Origin of the sequence: Actinomycetospora sp. (assembly GCF_036497245.1) — a bacterium.
Taxonomy (GTDB): Bacteria; Actinomycetota; Actinomycetes; order Mycobacteriales; family Pseudonocardiaceae; genus Actinomycetospora.
The window spans coordinates 1-21,599 of record NZ_DASXJS010000269.1; the positions used below are offsets into that span (position 1 = coordinate 1).

General features: G+C 73.6%; 17 protein-coding genes. 6 read left to right on the forward strand and 11 right to left on the reverse strand.

Annotated elements, in window-relative coordinates:
- Nucleotides 1-1,001 precede the first annotated feature (1,001 nt).
- The 3 genes from VGI02_RS27340 to VGI02_RS27350 all read left to right on the forward strand — a co-directional run bounded on the left by VGI02_RS27340 (nt 1,002) and on the right by VGI02_RS27350 (nt 3,258).
- Nucleotides 1,002-1,259 (forward strand): DUF559 domain-containing protein, encoded by a 258-nt coding sequence (locus tag VGI02_RS27340; protein WP_331632922.1) that lies wholly within the window; start codon nt 1,002-1,004, stop codon nt 1,257-1,259.
- A gap of 139 nt (nt 1,260-1,398) precedes the next feature.
- A complete protein-coding gene (locus VGI02_RS27345; protein WP_331632924.1) occupies nt 1,399-2,373 on the forward strand; it encodes a RecB family exonuclease in 975 nt (324 codons plus the stop codon).
- 21 nt (nt 2,374-2,394) lie between these two features.
- A complete protein-coding gene (locus VGI02_RS27350; RefSeq protein WP_331632926.1) occupies nt 2,395-3,258 on the forward strand; it encodes a thioesterase family protein in 864 nt (287 codons plus the stop codon).
- 91 nt (nt 3,259-3,349) lie between these two features.
- Here VGI02_RS27350 and hisG read toward each other — a convergent pair whose 3' ends face one another.
- The 4 genes from hisG to metH form a co-directional block, all read right to left on the reverse strand.
- On the reverse strand, nt 3,350-4,333 hold the full coding sequence (gene hisG, locus VGI02_RS27355; protein WP_331632928.1) for an ATP phosphoribosyltransferase: 984 nt from the start codon (nt 4,331-4,333) through the stop codon (nt 3,350-3,352).
- Between the two features lie 67 nt (nt 4,334-4,400).
- A complete protein-coding gene (locus tag VGI02_RS27360) occupies nt 4,401-4,664 on the reverse strand; it encodes a phosphoribosyl-ATP diphosphatase (protein WP_331632930.1) in 264 nt (87 codons plus the stop codon).
- Nucleotides 4,665-4,786: 122 nt separating this feature from the next.
- Nucleotides 4,787-5,464 carry an HAD family hydrolase gene (locus tag VGI02_RS27365; protein ID WP_331632932.1) on the reverse strand — a complete coding sequence of 226 codons (678 nt, stop codon included), beginning with the start codon at nt 5,462-5,464 and terminating at the stop codon, nt 4,787-4,789.
- Between the two features lie 17 nt (nt 5,465-5,481).
- Nucleotides 5,482-9,039, reverse strand: a complete 3,558-nt coding sequence (metH, locus tag VGI02_RS27370; protein ID WP_331632934.1) for a methionine synthase — start codon at nt 9,037-9,039, stop codon at nt 5,482-5,484.
- A gap of 126 nt (nt 9,040-9,165) precedes the next feature.
- Here metH and VGI02_RS27375 point away from each other — a divergent pair, with 126 nt between their 5' ends.
- Nucleotides 9,166-10,035 carry a PAC2 family protein gene (locus VGI02_RS27375; protein WP_331633005.1) on the forward strand — a complete coding sequence of 290 codons (870 nt, stop codon included), beginning with the start codon at nt 9,166-9,168 and terminating at the stop codon, nt 10,033-10,035.
- A gap of 18 nt (nt 10,036-10,053) precedes the next feature.
- Here VGI02_RS27375 and eccB read toward each other — a convergent pair whose 3' ends face one another.
- The 4 genes from eccB to VGI02_RS27395 all read right to left on the reverse strand — a co-directional run bounded on the left by eccB (nt 10,054) and on the right by VGI02_RS27395 (nt 16,610).
- Nucleotides 10,054-11,574 (reverse strand): type VII secretion protein EccB, encoded by a 1,521-nt coding sequence (eccB, locus tag VGI02_RS27380; protein WP_331632936.1) that lies wholly within the window; start codon nt 11,572-11,574, stop codon nt 10,054-10,056.
- A gap of 10 nt (nt 11,575-11,584) precedes the next feature.
- Nucleotides 11,585-12,844, reverse strand: coding sequence for a cysteine--1-D-myo-inosityl 2-amino-2-deoxy-alpha-D-glucopyranoside ligase (gene mshC, locus VGI02_RS27385; protein ID WP_331632938.1), 1,260 nt, complete (start codon nt 12,842-12,844; stop codon nt 11,585-11,587).
- Between the two features lie 306 nt (nt 12,845-13,150).
- Nucleotides 13,151-15,163: a VWA domain-containing protein gene (locus VGI02_RS27390; RefSeq protein WP_331632940.1), complete on the reverse strand. Its 2,013-nt coding sequence runs from the start codon at nt 15,161-15,163 to the stop codon at nt 13,151-13,153.
- Entirely contained in the window at nt 15,153-16,610 is a 1,458-nt protein-coding gene (locus tag VGI02_RS27395) for a sigma 54-interacting transcriptional regulator (RefSeq protein ID WP_331632942.1), read from the reverse strand. The genes VGI02_RS27390 and VGI02_RS27395 overlap by 11 nt, the downstream gene beginning before the upstream one ends.
- Before the next feature lie 407 nt (nt 16,611-17,017).
- On the opposite strand from VGI02_RS27395, the gene VGI02_RS27400 reads away from it, so the two are divergent.
- On the forward strand, nt 17,018-17,701 hold the full coding sequence (locus tag VGI02_RS27400) for a class F sortase (RefSeq protein ID WP_331632944.1): 684 nt from the start codon (nt 17,018-17,020) through the stop codon (nt 17,699-17,701).
- Nucleotides 17,702-17,732: 31 nt separating this feature from the next.
- On the forward strand, nt 17,733-18,233 hold the full coding sequence (locus VGI02_RS27405) for an excalibur calcium-binding domain-containing protein (protein ID WP_331632946.1): 501 nt from the start codon (nt 17,733-17,735) through the stop codon (nt 18,231-18,233).
- 143 nt (nt 18,234-18,376) lie between these two features.
- Here the strand turns inward: VGI02_RS27405 and VGI02_RS27410 are convergent, their stop codons facing one another.
- The 3 genes from VGI02_RS27410 to VGI02_RS27420 form a co-directional block, all read right to left on the reverse strand.
- On the reverse strand, nt 18,377-19,711 hold the full coding sequence (locus VGI02_RS27410; protein ID WP_331633007.1) for an MFS transporter: 1,335 nt from the start codon (nt 19,709-19,711) through the stop codon (nt 18,377-18,379).
- Between the two features lie 104 nt (nt 19,712-19,815).
- The gene (locus VGI02_RS27415) at nt 19,816-20,802 is read right to left on the reverse strand and encodes an MBL fold metallo-hydrolase (RefSeq protein WP_331632948.1); all 987 of its coding nucleotides are present in this window, start codon (nt 20,800-20,802) and stop codon (nt 19,816-19,818) included.
- Nucleotides 20,787-21,587, reverse strand: a complete 801-nt coding sequence (locus tag VGI02_RS27420) for an Rv2133c family protein (protein ID WP_331633009.1) — start codon at nt 21,585-21,587, stop codon at nt 20,787-20,789. The genes VGI02_RS27415 and VGI02_RS27420 overlap by 16 nt, the downstream gene beginning before the upstream one ends.
- Nucleotides 21,588-21,599: the final 12 nt, after the last annotated feature.

The window sequence follows — 21,599 nt, forward strand, 5'->3', positions numbered from 1 at the left end:
TCGGCGAGGTGGGGGGCGGCCGGCGGCCCGGCGTCGGCCGGCGTCTCGTCGGCCGCGTCCTGGGGTCCGGTCACCTGATCCTGCACGGCGGGCCAGCCTAGGCGGCGCCTCCCGGGGTCCTCGTCGCCCGGTCCCCGGTAGCGCTCTCGACGGTTCCCTGGCCGCCTCACGCGCCGGCCCGCCGCCAGGGCCCGGCCTCGTGCCCAGCAGCTGCCCCCGGCCATGATCATGAATTCGTGTGCGACACGCCCAAGAACTGATGCGGACGCGCTCACGGCGATCAGATCGTGTCCGAGCACGGATCCGATCGGCGTCGGGCACCGTCCGAGCCGATGTGACGAACCGGCTCCGAGAAGACCAGATCCGTGCGCTGATCCGCGCCCAGGACGGCCACCTGACCATCCGGCAGGCGAAGGACTCCGGACTCTCGCGCGCCGCGATCGCCGCCCGGTTGAGATCGGGAGAGTGGACACGGGATCTGTACGGCGTCCTGAGAGCCACGGTCCATCCGATCACCCCACCCTCCAGGGTCCGTGCCGCGATGTTGTCCCTCGGCGACCGCGCAACGCTCGTCGGCCGGTCGGCCGCGTTCTGGTGGCATCTGACGGACATCGCACCCGCGGAGATCGAGATCGCGATGCCGCACGGGACCAGGGCCCGACCCCGGCCCGGCGTCCGGCTCGTCCACCGCGCCGTGTCACCGGAGGATCGGGTCGTGGTGGACGGGCTCGCGGTCACGAAGAAGCCGATCACGGTGCTCGCTGCTGTGGCGACGCTGGGCCTGCTTCTCGGTGCGCGCCTCATGGACCACGCGCTGCAGGCCGGCGTCAGCCTCGCCGCACTGCGCCAGGCACACCTGCGCAGCGCCGGCCGCCACGGGGCCCCGCTGGCCTCAGCGGTTGCTGATCCTCGCGGGTGGCGGCGCGCGGTCCGAGGCCGCACGGACGGCGCACCGACTCCTCCGTCTTGCCGGCGTGGGCGGGTGGCACGCGAACCACGAGGTGAGGCTCCGCGGATACGGACAGGCATTCCTGGATCTCGCGTTCACCGAGCACCGGGTGATCGTGGAGATCGACGGATGGGCCTACCACCGGGGTCTGCGGGAGTTCCTCCGCGACGACCGGCGGCAGAACGCCCTCGTCCTGGACGGCTGGGTCGTGATCCGCACGAGCTGGTTCGAGCTCCAGGAGACGCCGGAGACCGTCGTGCAGAACGTGACCGATGCGCTCGCCTCCCGGGCTCGCCCGGCCGAGATCTGATCCTCGTGAGCGTGTCGGCATCAGTTCTTGGGCGTGTCGCTCACGAGAACGTGACCATGGGTGGCTGGGATCAGCGCCTCGGCACCGCTCTCCGGAAGGCGGACCGTGGGTGTCAGGGGTCCGTCGTAGCGTGCGCCGCATGATCGAACCGACGGCCGGGCGCGCAGTAGCGGACGAGGCTGCTCCCTCGCGTGCCGCCGCGTCCGTCCCGACGGTGCCCCTCCCTCGTCCGGCACCGGACGCCGCACGACCCCTCTCGGAACCGGACGCCGCCCGACCCCCGTCAGCTCCGGACGGGGCCCGCCCGGTCACGCCGCCTCGGCAGGACGGGGAACGCCCGCGGCGCCGCCCGGCGCTCTCACCGTCGCGCGCCGCCGACTTCAAGCAGTGCCCGCTGCTCTATCGGTTCCGTGTGGTCGACCGCCTGCCCGAGCAGCGCTCCCCGGCCCAGGTGCGGGGCATCGTCGTGCACGCCGTTCTCGAGCGACTCTTCGGGCTCGAGCCCCCGGATCGGGTTCCGCCCCGCGCGCACGCCCTGCTGGCCGAGGTGCTCGCCGAGCTGACCGCCGAGGACCGCGCCCTCGTCGAGGAGGCCGACGCGGCCCGCCTGGTCGATGCCTACTTCGCGATGGAGGACCCGCGGCGGCTCACCCCGGAGGCGTGTGAGGTGTTCCTGGAGGCGGAGCTCGAGTCCGGGGTCGGGGTGCGCGGGTACGTCGACCGGTTGGACGTCAACGCCGCGGGCGAGCTGCGCATCGTCGACTACAAGACCGGCACCGCCCCGCGCGCGGTGTTCGAGGCGCGGGCGCTCTTCCAGCTCAAGTTCTACGCCCTGGTGCTCCTGCGCAGCCGCGGCGTGCTGCCCCGCCAGCTGCGGCTGATGTACCTCGGCGACGGGGAGAGCCTCAGCCACCGACCCGAGCGCGACGAGCTGGAGCGGTTCGAGCGCACCCTCGTCGCGCTCTGGCGTGCCGTGCTGCGCGCAGCGCCGACCGGGGACTTCCGCCCGAGCCCCGGACGGATGTGCACGTGGTGCTCGCACCAGGCCATCTGCCCGGCGTTCGGCGGTACCCCTCCCGAGTATCCGGGGTGGCCGGATGATCTCCCGGGCTGATCGGAGGGAGACTGCGACACCATGAGCTCCCCCGCGCTCGACCCCTACTTCACGGTCCTCGACGTGGACACCACGTCCGCCGACGACGCCCCGGCCGTGGAGAGCGGCACCCTCACCCGGGTCGAGGCCTCGGGGTCCACCGCCGGGCCGTGGTTCGCCGATGCCCAGCACATGGGACCGCCGAGCGCGCTGCTGGTCCGGGCCCTGGAGCGGGAGTCCGGGCGGGACGACGTCCGGCTCGCGCGGGTGACGGTGGAGGTGCTCGGCAAGGTGCCGGTCGGGCCGTTGGAGCTGCGTTCCCATGTCGCGCGACGCGGCCGCACCATCGAGCTGGTGGCCGCGGAGCTGGCCGCGCCCGGCTCCGGCTCGGGTGCTCCGCGGGCGGTGGCGCGGGCGTCGGGCTGGTTCCACGGAGTCCTCGACACCGCGGGCGTCGCGACGGTCCCCGGCTCCGCGATGCCTGCACTGCCCGGCCCCGACGAGGGGGTCCGGCGCGACATCCCGGAGGGGTGGCTCCCCGGCTACCTGACCTCGGTCGACTGGCGCTGGATCGAGGGCGGTCTCGACGAGACCGGGCCGGGTCGGGCGTGGGGGCGCCTGCTCACCCAGGTCGTCGCGGGTGAGGAGCCGTCACCGGCCCAGCGTCTCGCCGCGGTGGCCGACTCGACCAACGGGTGCGCGTCGCGCCTCGACCTGCGCTCGTGGCTCTTCGTCAACACCGATCTCACGCTGCACCTGCACCGCGCACCCCGAGGCGAATGGACGGGGCTGGACGCGGACAGCGTCATCGGGCCCGAGGGCACCGGGACGGCGTACTCGGTGCTACACGACGAGACGGGCCCGGTGGGTCGGGCGGCGCAGGCCCTCACGGTCCGGCCCCGCTGACACCGGGGGCCCTGCTGAGGCGAGTGCCCGGAGCCGGCCCGGGAGGGGCAGGTCCCGGGGTGCGGGGGCCGGCGCGGCCCCCGCCCCGGGGTCAGCGCCCGGCGACGCCCAGCTGGCCCGACGTGGGATCGGACGACGACGGCGACTCGGCCGGCGGCGGGGCGGCTCCCGGCATCGAGCTGATGCCGCCGTGACCGGGCAGCACCGCACGGCAGGACTGCAGCGAGGCGGTGACGATGCCGGTGCAGCCGAGGTCGGCGAGCTCGTCCATCACGTCGTTGACCCGGGTACGCCGCACCATGGCCCGGACCGCGACCCAGCCGTCGAGGGACAGCGGCGCGACCGTGGGTGCCTGCACGCCGGGCGTGACGCGGACGGCGTCCTCCTGCACCTGGACGGGGCAGTCGTAGTCGAGCATCACGTACTGGCGGGCGAACACCACGCCGCGCAGGCGCTCGACGAACCGGTACTTCGCCTTGCCGATCAGGTCGGAGTCCGGCTGCTGGTCGAACTTGGCGTTGCGGTCCACGACGACGGCCTGCGAGGCGAGGATCGGGTCGCCGATCGTCGCCAGCCCGTGCTGGGCGAGCGTCCGGCCGGTGGACACGACGTCGGCGATGGCGTCGGCCACCTCGAGCTCGATCGACACCTCGACCGCACCGTCGAGGCGGATGACGTCCTTGGCAGCGATCCGCTGCTGGGCGAGGTTGGCGCGGACCAGGCGCGGGAACGACGTCGCGATCCGCTTGCCCGCGAGGTCCTGGACGGACCAGCCGTGAGCCTGCGGGGCGGCGTAGCGGAACTGCGACTGGCCGAACCCGAGCTCGAGCACCTCGTTGACCGACGCCGACGACTCCTCGGTCAGGTCGTGCCCGGTGATGCCGAGGTGCAGCTGGCCCTCGGAGACGTAGGTGGCGATGTCCTTGGGGCGCAGGTAGAAGAACTGCACCCCGTTCGACTCGTCGTTGAGGGACAGGTCGCGGCTGTCCGACCGCTGCCGGTAGCCGGCGTCGCGCAGCATGCGCGAGGCCTCCTCGGCGAGGGAGCCCTTGTTCGGGACGGCGACGCGCAGCATGGCTCTCTCCTGATGAGGCGCGTTCAGGATCGCGCCCGGCGGTGTGGAACGGGAGTCGGGTGAGCGATCACAGGTACTTGTACACGTCCTCGAGCGTCAGACCACGCCCGAGCAGGATCACCTGCGTGCGGTAGAGCAGCTGGGAGATCTCCTCGGCGAGCTTGTCGTCGGTCTCGTGCTCGGCGGCCAACCACACTTCCCCCGCCTCTTCGAGAACCTTCTTGCCCTGCGCGTGGACCCCGTCGTCGAGCGCGGCGACCGTGCCCGATCCCTCGGGGCGGTCGCGTGCCTTCGTGCTGAGCTCCTCGAAGAGCTCTTCGAACGTCTTCACGTCGGACGATGGTCGCATCACCGGGTTCGCTCGCGCCCACCGGATGGTTCATCGCGCCGCAGGCGGTCGTCGCCGATCGGCAGGCGTACAGCGGTCGGTGGCAGTCGACTGGTCCGAACGGCCTAGTGGACGTTGACCGCCAGCAGCGACCGCAGATCGTCGACCCCGAGATCGACGAGGGAGTCGCGGAAGGTCCGCCGCTCCCCCGCCGGGACGTCGACGTCCGCAGGCACCACCAGCACCGAGGCTCCGGCCGCGGCGGCCGACGCCGTCCCCGTCGGGGAGTCCTCGACAGCGACGCAGCGGCCCGGGTCCACCCCGAGCAGCTCCGCGGCGCGCAGGTACGGGGCCGGGTCGGGCTTGGTCGCCGCCACCTCGTCCCCGCAGACCGTGACGTCGAAGAACTCGCGCCCGATCGTGTCCAGCGCGACCTCGGTGAGCTCCCGGTAGGTGCTCGTCACCAGCGCGGTCGGCAGCCCGGAGGCGCGCACCGTCGCGAGCGCGTCCCGGGCCCCGGGGCGCCACGGGAGCCCCTGGGCGAACAGCGCGAACGTGCGGTCGAGCAGCCATCGGCCGTCGCGGTCGACGCCCTCGACGCCGTCGGGGTCCGGCACCCCGACCTCGCGGCGCACCGTCGTGACGGTGCGCCGCAGGCTGGAGCCGGTCAGGTCCTCCCGGGTCGCGGCCGAGAGCTCGCCGCCCAGATGGGCGGCGAGCTCGGCCATCGTGATCGACCAGAGGCTCTCCGAGTCGACCAGCGTGCCGTCCATGTCCCACAGGACGGCCTGGAGATCACCCACGGTCGCCCCGGAGGGACTCAGGCATTGAAGTACTTCGCCTCCGGGTGGTGGACGACCATCGCGTCGGTCGACTGCTCCGGGTGGAGCTGGTCCTCCTCGGAGAGCTCGACGCCGATGCGGCTCGGGTCGAGCAGCGCGACGATCTTCTCGCGGTCCTCGACGTTCGGGCACGCCCCGTAGCCCAGCGAGTAGCGCGCGCCGCGGTACCCGAGCTTGAAGTACTCGTTGACGTCGGCCGGGTCCTGGTCGGCCATGCACGACCCGTCCGCGAAGGTCAGCTCCTCGCGGACGCGGCGGTGCCAGTACTCCGCCAGCGCCTCGGTGAGCTGCACGCCCAGGCCGTGCACCTCGAGGTAGTCGCGGTAGGAGTTCTCCGCGAACAGCGTGTTCGCGAAGTCCGCGATCGGCTGACCCATCGTCACGAGGTTCATCGGCATGACGTCGACGGCGCCGAGCTCGCGGGCCTCGTCGCGGGTGCGGAAGAAGTCCGCGAGGCACAGGCGCCGGTCGCGCTTCTGGCGCGGGAACGAGAAGCGGTGCAGCTCGTTCGCGTCCGGCTTGGCCTCGTCGAGCACGACGATGTCCTGGCCCTCGGAGATCACCGGGAAGTACCCGGCGACGATCGCGGCGTGCGCGAGGATCCCCTCGGACTGCAGCCGGTCGAGCCAGTAGCGCAGCCGCGGCTTGCCCTCGGTCTCGACGAGCTCCTCGTACGACGGTGCGTCCTCGCCCTTGGAGCCGCGCAGGCCCCACTGGCCGAAGAAGGTGGCGCGCTCGTCGAGCAGCGACGCGAAGTCCGCCAGGCGGATACCGCGGACCACGCGGGTGCCCCAGAACGGCGGCTGCGGGACCTCGATGCGCCGCGCGACGTCGGAGAGCGCGTCCGGGTCGTACGAGTCGGGCTCGCCGCCGGCCTCCTCGTCACGCTTGGCCTTGATGCGCTCGGAGCGCTCGCGGCGCTCCTTGCGCTCGGCGGCCTTCTCCTTCTCCTCCTCCGACGGGCCCTCGCCGGTCATGACGGAGTCCATGAGCCGCAGGCCCTCGAAGGCGTCCTTCGCGTAGCGGACGTCGCCCTGGTACATCTCGCCGAGGTCGTTCTCGACGTAGGAGCGCGTGAGCGCCGCGCCGCCGAGGAGCACCGGGTACTTGTCGGCGATCCCGCGGTCGTTCATCTCCTTCAGGTTGTCCTTCATGACCACGGTGGACTTCACCAGCAGCCCGGACATCCCGATCGCGTCGACGGAGTTCTCGTCGGCGGCCTCGAGGATGGCGTTGATCGGCTGCTTGATCCCGATGTTGACCACGTCGTAGCCGTTGTTGGACAGGATGATGTCCACGAGGTTCTTGCCGATGTCGTGGACGTCGCCCTTGACCGTCGCCAGCAGGATCTTGCCCTTGCCGGAGTTGTCGTCGGCCTCCATGAACTGCTCGAGGTGCGCGACGGCCGCCTTCATCACCTCGGCCGAGGCGAGCACGAAGGGCAGCTGCATCTTGCCCGCGCCGAAGAGCTCACCGACGACCTTCATGCCACCGAGCAGGTCGGTGTTGATGATGTCGAGCGGCTCCTTCTCCTGCATGCCGGCGTCGAGGTCCTCCTCGAGGCCGTTGCGGTTGCCGTCGATGATCCGCTGCGCGAGGCGCTCGAACAGCGGCATGGCCGCGAGCTCCTCCGCGCGCTGGTCCTTCGACGACTGCGCCGAGACGCCCTCGAAGAGGTTCATGAAGTGCTGCAGCGGGTCCGGGGTGTCCCGGTCCTCCTGGCGCCGGTTGTAGACCAGGTCGAGCGCGGCGTCGCGCTGAGCGTCGTCGATCTGCGACATCGGCAGGATCTTCGCCGAGTTCACGATCGCGGTGTCGAGGCCGGCATCGACGCACTCGGACAGGAAGACCGAGTTCAGGACCTGGCGGGCGGCCGGGTTGAGGCCGAAGGAGATGTTCGACAGGCCCAGCGTGGTCTGGACCTGGGGGTAGCGCTCCTTGAGCTGCTTGATCGCGTTGATCGTCTCGATGCCGTCCTTGCGGACCTCCTCCTGACCGGTGGAGATCGGGAAGGTCAGGCAGTCGATGATGATGTCCTCGACCCGCATGCCCCAGTTGTCGACGAGGTCCTCGATGAGGCGGAACGCGACGCGGGTCTTCCACTCCGCGGTGCGGGCCTGGCCCTCCTCGTCGATGCAGAGCCCGACGACGGCGGCGCCGTGCTCGTGCGCGAGGCGCATGATCTTCTGGAACCGCGAGTCCGGGCCGTCGCCGTCCTCGTAGTTCACCGAGTTGACGGCGCTGCGTCCACCGAGCTGCTCGAGGCCCTTCTCCAGGACCTCGGGCTCGGTGGAGTCGAGCACCACCGGCAGCGTCGACGCCGTCGAGACGTCGTGGGCGAGGCGGTCCATGTCCGCCTGGCCGTCACGCCCGACGTAGTCGATGCAGAGGTCCATCCAGTGCGCGCCCTCGCGGGTCTGCGCCTTCGCGATGTCGACGCAGCGCTCGTAGTCCTCCTCGACCATCGCCTCGCGGAACGCCTTCGAGCCGTTGGCGTTCGAGCGCTCGCCGATCATCAGCAGGCCGACGTCCTGGCGGAACGGCACCGTCTGGTACATCGACGAGATACCCGGCTCGGGCTTCGGGTCGCGGGTGGCCGGCGTGAGGCTCCGGCAGGTCTCGGCGAGGGCGCGCACGTGGTCGTTCGTCGTGCCGCAGCAGCCGCCGACGAGCTGGAGGCCGTAGTCGGTGATGAACGAGGCGCAGTAGTCCGCGAGCTGCTGGGGCTGCAGCGGGTACTCGGGCCCGTTCGGGCCGAGCTCCGGCAGGCCGGCGTTCGGCATGACCGTCACCGGGATGCGGCTCTGGCGCGACAGGGCGCGCAGGTGCTCGCTCATCTCGGCCGGGCCGGTCGCGCAGTTCAGGCCGATGCCGTCGATGCCGAGCGGCTCCAGGGCCGTCAGGGCTGCCGTGATCTCGGAGCCGACGAGCATGGTGCCGGTCAGCTCGACGGTGACGTGGCAGATGACGGGGACCCGGCGGCCGTACTGCTCCATGGCCCGGTACGCGCCGAGGATGGCGGACTTGGCCTGGAGCAGGTCCTGGCAGGTCTCGACGAGGATCGCGTCGGCGCCGCCCTCGAGCTGGCCGAGCACGGAGTCCACGTAGGCGTCGCGCAGCTGGGCGAACGGCGCGTGACCCAGGGTCGGCAGCTTCGTGCCGGGCCCGTTCGAGCCGAACACGAAGCGCGGGCGATCCGGCGTGGCGAACTCGTCGGCGGCCTGGCGGGCGATCCTGGTGCCGGCCAGCGACAGTTCGTAGATGCGGTCCGCGATGTCGTACTCGTTGAGGTTCGGCCAGTTGGTGCCGAAGGTGTTCGACTCGATGATGTCCGAGCCGGCGTCGAGGTGGCCCTGGTGGACCGCGAGCACGGCGTCCGGGCGGGACACGTTCAGGATCTCGTTGCAGCCCTCGAGGTTCTCGAAGTCGTCGAGGCTGAGATCCTGGTCCTGCAGCGCGGTGCCCATGGCACCGTCGCCGATGAGGACACGCTCGTGGAGTGCGGTCAGGAACGGTGACTCACTCTCGGTTGCCATCACACGATCGTAACGTGACCTGGGGGGTCAACCGGTTCCCCTGCGAGCCTCGTCACGACCCGTAAGCTTGTGCAGGTGTCCGACTCCGATCACCTCGACCCCACGCACGAGCTGACCGATCCGGTCATGCTCTGCGCGTTCGAGGGCTGGAACGACGCTGGTGACGCGGCCAGCACCGCCGTGGAGCATCTCGCGCTGAGCTGGGACGCCAGCGAGCTCGGCGCGATCGATCCGGAGGACTATTACGACTTCCAGGTGTCCCGGCCGACGGTGCGTCTCGTCGACGGGATCAGCCGCGCGATCGACTGGCCGACCACCCGGTTCACGCTGTGTCGCCCGCCCGGTTCCGCGCGGGACCTGGTGCTGGTGCGGGGCATCGAGCCCAACATGCGGTGGCGCTCGTTCGTCGCGGAGATCGTCACGAAGGCCGAGGAGCTCGGCATCACCACCGTGATCACCCTCGGCGCGCTGCTCGCCGACACGCCGCACACCCGGCCGGTGCCGGTCACCGGGTCGTCGTTCGACAAGGACTCGGCCGCACGTCACGGGCTCTCGCGGTCCCGCTACCAGGGGCCGACCGGGATCACCGGGGTGCTGCAGGACGCGTGCGTGCAGGCGGGCATCCCCGCGATCTCGTTCTGGGCCGCGGTCCCGCACTACGTCTCGCAGCCGCCCGCGCCGAAGGCCACGATCGCGCTGCTGCAGCGGGTGGAGGAGGTCCTCGACGTCGAGGTGCCCCTCGGCTCGCTGCCCGAGCAGGCCGAGCAGTGGGAGCGCACCGTCTCCGAGATGGCCGACGAGGACGACGAGGTCCGCGAGTACGTCAAGGCCCTCGAGGAGGCCGGCGACGCCGAGAACGACCTCACCGAGGCGTCCGGCGAGGAGATCGCCGCCGACTTCGAGCGCTACCTGCGCCGTCGCGACCCGGGCAACGGCCCGGGTGGCACCGGCGGCGTGGCGGGCGGGCCCAACCTCGGCGGTCCCTGGGAGCGCTGACCCGCCCGGGCCCCGTCGTCAGCGCAGGGTGCGCGCCGCGTCCACGTCCAGCGCCGGTCCCCGCGGGAGGAGCCCGACCACGCTGCGTGGTGCCGGACGCGGTGCGCCCAGCCCGAGCGCGGTCGCCGACCGGACCCCGGGCACCGGGAACACGCGCCCGACGGTGTCGACCACGACACCGCGTGCCGGGTCCGCCTGCTCCCCCGGCCCCACGGGCACCACGTAGGCGCCCGACCCGGCGATCCGCACCGCGTCCACCGCCCGCGGTCCGGGGATCGTGGGGTCGGAGGCGGGTGTGGGCGGCACGGGCGTCGGCAGCGTCTCCGGGACCGTGATCGCCGTCGGGACCCCGGGCAGGGCCGACGGTCGCGCGCACACCACCGGGGCCCGGTCGACGCCGAGCAGGCGCGGGAAGGCGCGCGGGTAGGCCCTGAGGTCGACGCCGACCGCGCGGGGCAGCCGGTCCGAGGTCGCCGCCGGGATCGCCGCGATGCCGGGGTCCGCACCGGGCGTCGGCTCCGCGAACCGGACGAGCTGCGCGACGACCGCCGGGACCTCCTGCACCCCCCGGTCGAGCACCAGCACGAAGCGCGGCGCCGCGGGCGGCCCCGTCGTCGCCACCGACCCGACCGCGAGGCCGAGCGCCCGCGTCGCCGGGTCGCTCGGGGCCAGGCCCGCGCCTGCCACCTGCGGTGGCACCAACGGGGCACTCTCCGGCAGCGTGCCGAGCAGCGCGGACCCGACGGGGCGGGCGGGCTCCCCGGCGATCCCGAGCGCGCGGACGACCGCGCCCTGGGTGGGGTCCAGCGCCGCGCGGTGCCCGTCGGCGACGAGCCAGGTGGCCCCGTCGTCGCCCCGCAGCAGCACCGCCTCGTCGCCGCCGAGTGGGCGCCCCAGGGCCGGGAACCCGCCGAGCACCGCGGTCGCCCGCCGGAGCGCGGCCGGGTCCGTCGCCGGGGCAGCCGCGCCCTGGACGCGCACCGCGTCGCACACCGCCCAGGCGTCAGCGGTGGGCGCGGTCCCGGCGTCGGGCAGCTCCGAGGGCGCGCCGGCCAGCCCCGCGGGCGGGGTGCGGGGGGCGGTGGCGAGCGCGTCGTCGCGGACCGGGGTCGGGTCGGTCGCCTCCCCACCCGCCCCCGCGTTCGACGACGGGTCGGTGCGGGCCGGGTCGACCCCCGCCGCGAGCAGGCGGGCCGAGGCGAGGTCGGTGGTCGGGACGAGGCGGTCCGGGCCGTGCGCGACCACGTAGAGAGTCCCGGACGGCGTGCCGCGCACGATCGCGGACGCCCGCCAGTCGGTGTCCCCGCGGGCGACGCCGACCACCGCCGCGACGCCGAGGGCGAGCACCCCCAGTGCGGCCCCGACGACGAGCGCCCGACGACGGGTCCGTCCGGGGTCCGCGCCGGACGGGTCCGCGTGCGGGTCCCGGCCGACGAGCGCGGACTCCAGCCGCCGGGTGACCACGCGCTGGGCGTGGACGCGCGAGGGCGTGGGCGGGTCGGCCCGTCCCCCGCCCTCGGCCGGCCCGCCCCGGGTCATCTCCGCGGGATCAGCGGAGGGTCACGCCGAGCAGCGCGTCGACCGCGTCGGCGACGCGCGAGCCGGCGTCACCGACGGTTCCCGGCCCGTCCGCCGCCGGTCGGCGCAGCGCCTCGTCGGCCCAGGCGTCGACCGCGGCCAGCGCGCCGGGGCTGTCGAGGTCGTCGGCGAGGTGGACCCGCAGGCGGTCGATCATCTCCGCCGGGTCCGGCCCCGAGCCGAGCGAGGTCGCCTCGCGCCAGCGGTGCAGCCGGGCCTGGCCGCCGGTGAGCAGGTCCGCGGTCCAGGAGCGGTCGGTGCGCCAGTGCCCGGAGAGCAGGGCCAGCCGGACGGCCATCGAGTCGACGCGGTCACCGCGGAGCCGGGAGACGAAGACGAGGTTGCCCTTGGACTTGGACATCTTCTCGCCGTCGAGCCCGATCATCCCGGCGTGGCAGTAGTGCCGGGCCATCGGGTGGACCCCGGTGAGGGCCTCGCCGTGCGCCGAGCCGAACTCGTGGTGCGGGAACGCGAGGTCGGAGCCGCCGCCCTGCACGTCGTAGGTGTCACCGAGGCGGTTGAGGGCGATCGCGGTGCACTCGACGTGCCAGCCGGGGCGGCCGTCGCCGAGGTCGGAGGCCCACGACGGTTCCCCCTCGCGCGCCATCCGCCAGAGCAGCGCGTCGAGCGGGTGGCGCTTGCCGGGCCGGTCGGGGTCGCCGCCGCGGTCGGGGAAGACCTCGGCCATGCGCTCGGCGGAGTACCGCGAGACGTAGCCGAAGTCGGCCGCGGCCGTGTGGTCGAAGTAGACGTCGGGGAAGTCGGGGTCGTCGGCCCGGTACGCCGCGCCCGAGGCGATCAGCTTCCCGACGAGCTCGCTGATCTCGTCGACCGCCTCGACCGCGCCGATGTACTCGCGCGGCGGCAGCACGCGCAGCGACTCCATGTCCTCGCGGAAGAGCGCCGTCTCGCGCATCCCGAGGACCATCCAGTCGAAGTTGTCGCGCTCCGCCCGCTCGAGCAGCGGGTCGTCGATGTCGGTGACGTTCTGGACGTAGTGCACGTCGTGCCCGGCGTCTCGCCAGCATCGGTTGATCAGGTCGAACGTCAGGTAGGTGGCCGCGTGACCGAGGTGGGTGGCGTCGTACGGGGTGATGCCGCAGACGTACATCCCGGCGCCCGACGGGCCGGGCGTCGTCGGGCGGATTTCCCCGCTCGACGTGTCGTAGAGCCGCAGCGGCGGCGGGGTGCCGGGGACCTGGGGAACCTCGACCGATGACCACGAGCGCATGGCCCCGACCCTAAGCCCCAGACCGCCCCGGCCGGGGTCGAACCGTGGTGCACCGAACCGGTCCGCCCCCCGCACGCGAACGCCGTGTGGGACCCGGCCGGGTCCTGCCACAGGGTCGTCGCGGGCGAGCACGACGGCCCTGCTGTAGCGGAAGGGCCCGGCCGGGGCGGCCGGAGTCGCGGGGGGTTCGACTCCTGCCTGGGCCCACAGTAACTCACCGCTAGCGCCGTTCGGGTGGATCACCCGAGTGGGCGACCGTCCACGGCGTCACGTTCGTCACGCTGAGCCATCGCGAGGACGAATGTCTCAGCGACGCCGACTGTGGAGATAGTCGCTGACCACCGCGGCGCCCAGCCCGTCGAGGTCCGGAGCCACCACCCGTCCGCCGCTGCGCCGGGCCACCATGTCGACGAACTCCTCCAGTCGCGGGTCCTCCCCGAGCATGAACACCGTCAGCGCCGCCTTCAGCCGGGCGATGGCGTCCACCTCGTTGAGCGTCGCCCGCAGCGTCTCCGGGCTCGGCGGGTAGTCGAAGACCGCGTGCCCGTCCGGCTCCAGGTGCGCCGTCGGCTCGCCGTCGGTGACGACGAGGACCACGGGCGCGGCGTCGGAGTGCCTGCGCAGGTGGCGGCCGGCGAGGAGCAGCGCGTGGTGCAGGTTGGTGCCCTGCTCCCACGCCCCTTCCAGACCCGTGAGCTCCCCGAGCTCCACCGACTTCGCGTGCCGCCCGAAGGTGATGATCTGCAGCGCGTCGCCCCGGAACCGGGTGGAGACGAGGTGGTGCAGCGCCAGCGCGGTGCGCTTCATGGGCACCCACCGGCCGTCGGCCACCATCGACCACGAGGTGTCCACGCAGAGCGCCACCGCCGCACGGGTGCGCTGTTCGGTCTCGACGATCTCCACGTCGGTCACGTCGAGCGCACGGGGGTCCCCGGAGGCGTGCCGCATCTCGGCGTTGAGCAGCGTGCGGGACACGTCCCAGCGCTCGGTGTCGCCGAACGCCCACGGCCGGGTCCCGCCGCTGGCCTCGCCCGCCGCCCCGGAGCGCTGGGTCTCGCGCTCACCGCGACGCGTCGACATCGAGCCGACGACGTCGCGCAGGGCGGACTGCCCGAGCTGGCGCAACGCCTTCGGCGAGAGCGTGAGCGTTCCGTCCGGCCCGCGCTCGAAGACGCCCTGGCTCTCCAGCTCCCGCTCGAGCTCCGCGAGGCGCTGGGCGTCCACCCGGGCCTGCCGGCCGAGGGAGGCCTCGAGCGCCTCCAGGTCGATGTCCTCCATGCGCGCGCCCGGGTAGGACTGGGAGAGCTGCTCGGACAGCGAGTCGAGCTCGGCGAGCTGCTCCATGGCCCGCGTCGCCTCGCCCATCCCCATCGGGTTGTCGCCACGGAACCGGCCCTGACCGTCCCAGTCCTCCCCCGGCCGCATGGCCTGCAGCTGCGAGTCGAGGCGGGAGAGCTGCTCGGCGAGGCGGGGGTCACCGAACGCCGACTGCATGAGGCCCTCGAGCTCGGCCCGCTGCTCGGCCGACAGCGAGTTCATCATCCGCTGGGCCGCGGCCGCCCGCTGCGCCAGCAGGTCGACGAGCTCCTCGACGTTGCTCGGGTTCTCGGGGAAGAACTGGCCGTGCTGGGACATGAAGTTCGAGAACTGCTCCGCGGTGTCCTCGCCCCGGCCGTGGGCCTCGAGGAGCTCGTTGAGGTCCGAGAGCATCTCCCGGACCCCGTCGACGTCCTCCTGCGTGGCGTTCTCCATCGCCTCCTTCATGCCCTGGAAGCGCTGGTCGAGCGCCTCGCGGCCGAGCAGGTCCTGGATCTGCTCGAAGGCCTGGCGTGCCTCGGCGTTGCGCCAGTCGTAGTTCTCCAGCTCGCGGACCGCGCCCGCCGGGGAGTCCGGCAGGGCGTCGAGCGACATCTCGCGGAAGCGGGCGTCGTCCGAGTCCTCGGCCTGCAGCGAGTTCCGCTCGGCCTCGAGGGCCTGGTTCAGGAGCTCCCGGATCTCCTGGAGCGTTCCGTCGATCCGGTTCTCGCGCTGGAGGTTGCGCCGCTGCTCGTGCAGGCGCCGCTGCAGGTCGTCCAGACCCTGCTGGTCCCGCAGCCCGCGCCGCATCAGCTCGCGCATCGCCTGCCGCGGACTGGTGCCCTCCATGACGTCGCGCCCGAGGGCGTCCATGGCCCCCCGGACGTCGAACGGCGGAGCCAGCGGGTCGGGCCCGTCGTAGAAGCGGCCGTAGGTGTAGCGGCCCGAGCGGGGCCCGACGGGACCCCGACCTTCGCCTGCGGGGCGCTCGTCGTCTCCCCCGCCCGTCCCGTCAGCCGCCATAGGCCACCGTCCCGGCGTCCTCGTCGTCGTCCTTGGCGAGCTTGCGGGTCAGGTACAGGTGCTCCAGCGCCAGCTCGACGGCGCTGGCCAGCGGGCCGGGTGCCTCGGTGTCGCCCGCACCGAGCCGCTCGGCGACGGTGCGCACCACCGGCACGGCCGGCAGGGTCGCCACGACCTCCCGGGCGGGCACGCGCTCGCCCGTCACGACCTTGCGGCCCTCGGCGACCGCGTCCGCGAGTGGGCCGAGGTCGACCCCGGCGAGGCGCTTGCGGGCGGTCTCGGCGACCGCGCGGCGCAGCAGGTGCGTCAGCAGCTCCTCCTCGCGGCCCTCCTCGCCGGACTCGAACTCGAGCTTGCCGCGCAGCACCGGCGGCACCGCCTCGAGGTCCACCGGACGCGCGACGGCGGCGTCCTCACCGGTGACGGCGGCCCGGCGCAGCGCCGCGGCCGCCACCGTCTCGACCGCGGCCACGGAGAACCGGGCCGAGACACCGGAGCGCTGGTCGATGGCCGAGGCGTTGCGGAGGTTGCGGGTGAAGCGGGCGACGATCTCGACGAGGTGGTCGGGCACGTCGGCGACGGTGTCGGCCTCCTGGCGGATCAGGGCGATCTCGCCGTCGACCTCCATCGGATAGTGCGTCCGGACCTCGGCGCCGAACCGGTCCTTGAGCGGGGTGATGATCCGCCCGCGGTTCGTGTAGTCCTCGGGGTTCGCGCTGGCGACGAGCAGGATGTCCAGCGGCAGGCGCAGCGTGTAGCCGCGGACCTGGATGTCCCGCTCCTCCATGACGTTGAGCAGCGAGACCTGGATGCGCTCGGCCAGGTCGGGCAGCTCGTTGATCGTGACGATCCCGCGGTGGGTGCGCGGGACGAGGCCGTAGTGGATCGTCTCCGGGTCCCCGAGGCTGCGGCCCTCGGCGACCTTCACCGGGTCCACGTCGCCGATGAGGTCGGCGACGCTGGTGTCGGGCGTCGCGAGCTTCTCGGCGTAGCGCTCCGAGCGGTGCCGCCACGTGACCGGGAGAGCGTCGCCCTCGACGGCGGCGCGGCGGATGCTCGCCGGGACGATCGGCTGCTCGGGGTGCTCCCCGAGCTCGGAGCCCCCGATCACGGGGGTCCACTCGTCGAGGAGGGCCACGAGGCTGCGCAGCAGGCGGGTCTTGCCCTGGCCGCGCTCGCCGAGCAGCACGACGTCGTGGCCGGCGAGGATCGCGCGCTCGAACTGCGGGAGCACGGTGCGCTCGAACCCGACGATGCCGGGCCAGGGGTTGTCACCTGCCCGCAGGGTGGCCAGCAGGTTGGAGCGCAGCTCGTCGCGGATGCTGCGCAGGGTCTTCGCGGGGTGGTCGCTCGCGCGGAGCTCACCGAGGGTCGTGGGGAGGCCGGCGGGCGGGGCCGGGGTGTTCGGGGACTGAGCGGGCGCCTGATTCGGGCGAGGAGTGCTCACCTCCGCCACGCTACGACGACCTCGACACTCGCGCCGCTCTGATTGCGGGGACCGTCGATCCCTGCCTGCGCGGAGTCGACTCGCGGCATGATCGTTCTCCCGTCGCGATTCCGAGGACGGGGCGTCCGGATTCGCGACGGGAAAGTGATCACGGAGGCGGTCGACCCCGATCGTGTCCGGCGCGCCGCGCCTCCGGATCGCAGAGTCTCGACACCCACTCGAGTTGACTTCGGCTCCCGTTCCGACCACCACCGGCCGGTCCGAGGAGACGAGTTCCGGGGGGACATGTGGAGACCTTGCTGGCGATGATCGGCATGGCGTCGGCCGCGGGGGCGCTGCTCGCGCTGCTCGGGGGGCTCGCCCTCTGGGTGCGGCGGGCGAGCACCCGGCTCTGACCCGGATCCGACGTGACCCTCCTCCAGGAGTCCCCGCACCGACCCACCCGGCGCCTGCGTCGCGTCGCGGGCGCCGTCGTGGCGACACCTCCGCCGAAGGCGACCATCGTGCTCGCCGTCGTCGCAGCCGTTCTGCTGGGCCTCGCCGTCGTCGCCGTGCGGCCGCCGGCCACCCCGCACTGTGCCCAGGTCGGCGCTCCGCAGCACCGCGATGGCACACCCCTGCCTGCGTCCGACCCGATCGCGATCACCGTCGGCTCGATCGACGCGTGCTCGAGCCTGCTGCCGATCGGGCTCGACGCCGAGCGACGCATCGAGGTTCCGTCGGTGCACACACCGGAGCAGGCGGGCTGGTACCGGCTCGGTCCTGCGCCTGGCGCCCTGGGCCCGGCCGTCGTCGTCGGGCACATCAACGGCGACGGCAAGGACGGCGTCTTCGCGCATCTCGGCGGCGTCGAGCGCGGCGAGCACGTCGCGATCTCCCGCCACGACGGCAGGACGGTGTTCTTCACGGTCGCCGACGTCGTCCAGGCCGCCAAGGACGAGTTCCCGACGAGGGCCGTCTACGGCAACACCGCCGACTCCCAGCTCCGGCTCATCACCTGCGGCGGCGCCCTCGACCGCGGCGCGCACCGCTACGACGACAACGTGATCGTCTTCGCGACCTACGACGGCTGGTCGCCCACCCGCGCCTGATCCTCACCCACCACGAAGGAGACACACCCTCATGAAGCGCACCGCGTCCGCCGTCGCCCTCGCAGCGGCACTCCTGCTCGCCCCGGTCGCCGTGGCGGGCACCGCGACGGCCGACACCTACTACGCGAACTGCAAGGCCGCCTTCGCCGCCGGGCAGTCAAACATCCACCGCGGCGAGGCCGGATACCGCGCTCCGCTGGACCGCGACGGCGACGGTGTGGCCTGCGAGGCGGGCGACCCCGCCGCCGGCAACGGCGGCACCGGGTCGACCGCGCAGGGCGTGTCCGCCTCGCAGCCGTCGACCGGGGACCAGGCGTCGAGCCCGTCGACCGGGGACCAGGCCGGTTCGGAGGTCTCGACCGGCTCCGCGGGGTCGTCGGCCGACCAGGTCGCCGTCGTACCCGAGGGCGGCGCCGAGACCGGCGACGGCAGCACCGAGCGCGACACCGGCTGGTGGATCGGCGGCGCGCTCCTCGCGGGCCTGGGCGCGCTGGTCACGGCCCGGCGGGCACGGGTCACCGGCCGGCGGTGAGCCGGTCCGGCGGCCGGGACCCCGGTCCCGGCCGCCGGACCCGGTTCCCCGCTCACCCGGGCACGGTGCTCGGTGGCCACGTCGAAGGACGGTCATCGCGGACCACGATCTCCGTGATCACCACGCCGGACCCCTCGCTGCGGTCACCGGATGGCTGCCGACGACGGCTCGACCGCCCGGGGCCGCGCGGCCTCCCGGACCCGACGGGACGCGATCGCCATCCCCACCAGGCCCGCCAGCGCGACCGGGACGTGCACGGCCATCGCCACCCGGAACACCATCGGGCTCCACGCCTCGGGGGCGCCCGCCCCCTGCAGGTCGAGGATCACCCCGACCAGCCCCGCCACCGCGAGCGACGCCACGAACCCGCCCACGTTCACCACGCCGGAGGCCCGACCCACCTGCGACGGCGCCACCGCGGCCCGCGCGACGTCGAAGGCCACCAGTGACGCCGAGCCACCGCTGCCGAGGACCACCACGAGCCCGACGAGCACCGGCCACGGCACGGTGCCCGGCCACGTCAGGACCACCGTCCACGCCAGCACCTGGGCCACCACCGAGCCGGCGATCAGCGCGACCCGGCGGTGCGGGAAGCGTCCCGAGACCAGCCCGAACAGCGGTCCGATCACGATGTTGACCATGACGACGCCGCTGACCATCACCCGCGCCACCCCGGTCGGCACCCCCTCGCCCGCCACGAGGAACGGGAAGCCCCACAGCAGCCCGAACACGTTGCCGGAGAACGGCGAGGCGAAGTGGCACCAGAAACCCAGCCGCGTGCCGGGCGAGCGGACGACGGCGCGCAGGCCGGACCGGTCGTCGTCGCGCGGAGTCCACGCGCGATCCGACGCCGACGCGCGATCCGACGCCGGCGCGCGATCCGTGGCCGACGCGGACGCGGGGGCCGACGCGGGAACGCTGTGCGTGAGCGGCCCGTCCCGCAGGACCAGCGCCGCCGTCGCCGCCACCAGCCCCGTCACCCCGGCCGCCGAGAGGTAGGCCGCCGTCCACCCGTCGGAGACGACCAGCGCCGCGAGCGGGATCGCCGACACCGCCTGTCCGAGCTGGCCGAGGATCCCGGAGAGCTGGTTGACCAGTGGCACCCGCCGCGGGGCGAACCACGTCGGGACCAGGCGCAGGATGCTCACGAACGTCACCGCGTCGCCCGCCCCCGCGAGCACCCGGCCGCAGACCGCGAGCGGGAACGAGGGGGCCAGGGCCAGGACTGCCTGACCGACCGCCACGAGCACCGCTCCCCCGGCGATCAACCGGCGGGCCCCGAAGCGGTCGACGAGCACGCCCGCGGGGATCTGGAGCGCCGCATAGACGGCGAGCGAGAGCACCGCCAGCAGCGAGAGCTGCGCCGCGGAGACGTCGAACCGCTGGGCGGCCGTGACCCCGGTGGCCGCGAGGGCCGATCGCCCGACGACCGCGAGAACGTACGCGACGACCGCGGTTCCCCAGACGAGCAGCCGCATCACGTACCGGCACCGTACGCGAGGGGAGGATCCGGTCGCTCTACCCGCACGAGGGCTCCCCTCGTGCGGCTCGAGCGGAGCGGATCGAGCGGGCGGAGCCGGCGTCAGGGGCCGAGGACCCGCGACCCGCCGATCGGCAGGTCCCAGAGGTCGCTGCGCTCGCGCCCGGTACGCCGCCATTCCCGGCGGGTCTGCTCGAGCGGCTCGAGCACCGGCTCGCCGGAGAGCACGAACGTCCCCCAGTGCACCGGGACCAGGCGGCGGGCGCGCAGGGTCTCCGCGGCGCGCACGGCCTCGGTCGGGTCCATGTGCACGCTGCGCAGCAGCGCCCGCGGCCGGTAGGCGCCGACCGGGAGCGCCACGATCTCGAGGCGCCGGTGCCGGGCGGCGATGCGTCCCAGGAACGGGCCGTAGGCGGTGTCGCCCGCGTGGTAGATCGCGCGGCCGTCGGGCGCGGTCACGACCCACCCGCCCCACAGCCGACGGCAGGTGTCAGTGGCGGTGCGCCGCGACCAGTGCCGGGCCGGGACGAACTCGATCGAGACCGGCCCCGAGCGTCCCGGCAGCGTCACCGACTGCCACCAGTCCAGCTCGGTCACGTCGGTGAACCCGCGGGCGGCCAGGAACGGCCCGGTGTTGAGCCCGGCCAGCATCCGGGTCGACCGCGGGAGCCGGGCGAGCGTGCGGACGTCGAGGTGGTCGTAGTGGTCGTGGCTCAGCAGCACGGCGTCCACCGGCGGCAGCTCCTCGACGGTGCGCCCGGGCGGGGTGAGCCGTCGCGTGGCGCCGGGGATGCCGGGCGAGAGCACGGGGTCGACCAGGACGGTCACCCCGTCCACGTACAGCAGCGTCGAGGCGTGCCCGAGCCAGGTGATCGCGAGCGCCCCGGCGGTCGGTTCCGGCAGCGGCGCGTCGGCGGCGACCGGCACGGTCACCGCGTCGCGGCGGGCGACCTCGTCGCGGGGGAAGGACCACCACAGCCGCAGCGCGCCCAGCGGGCCGAGCAGGTGGGAGTCCAGGCGGTGCCGGAAGTCCGGGGGTGTGGGCTCCCCCGGACTTCCGGCGCCGACCCGCTTCAGAAGGCCGGCCACGGGATCGGCGGCCAGCCGCCGGACGGTGCCGGGAGCTCGCCCGCGTGCAGCAGGCGGTCTACCCGCGAGCGCAGCGCCTTCACCTCCGCGCGGGTCACGTGCTCGCCGATCTCGTCGCCGAGGGCGGCCGCGTTTCCCGGGGAGAGCGCGGCGCGCAGACGCTGGAGCCCCGCCGTGACCTCGTCGTCGAACGGCTCGCCGACCCAGCCCCACAGCACCGTGCGCAGCTTGGTCTCCTGGTGCAGGCAGATGCCGTGGTCGACGCCGTAGACGTGGCCGTCGGCGCCGGCGAGGACATGCCCGCCCTTGCGGTCGGCGTTGTTGACGACGACGTCGAGGGCGGCCATCGCCCGCAGTGCCGGGTCGTCGGCGTGCACGAGCAGCGCGGGCTCGCCGTCGTCCCCGCGGGCCCGCAGCACCGTGCGCCACCCGGGCTCGACCTGCTTGGGCGCGACGATGTCGATCAGCTCGCGCTCCTCGTCGAGCTCGATCCACCGTTGGACCATGCCGGGCCCGAACGGGCCGTCGCGATGCACCGTCGCCGGGACGACGCCGAAGCCGGAGGCCTTGCTGACGAGGTACGTCGCGACCTCCCGGCCCGCCAGCGTCCCGTCGGGGAAGTCCCAGAGCGGTCGCTCGCCGCGCACCGGCTTGTAGACGCACAGCCCCTCGACGCCGTCGAGGGTCACCGTGCACAGCATGGTGGCGTTGGACGCCTCGGTGATCCGGCCCTGGACCTCGAGCTCGCCGCGGCACAGCAGGTCCTCGACCTGATCGACGGTCAGGTCGGCGACGGC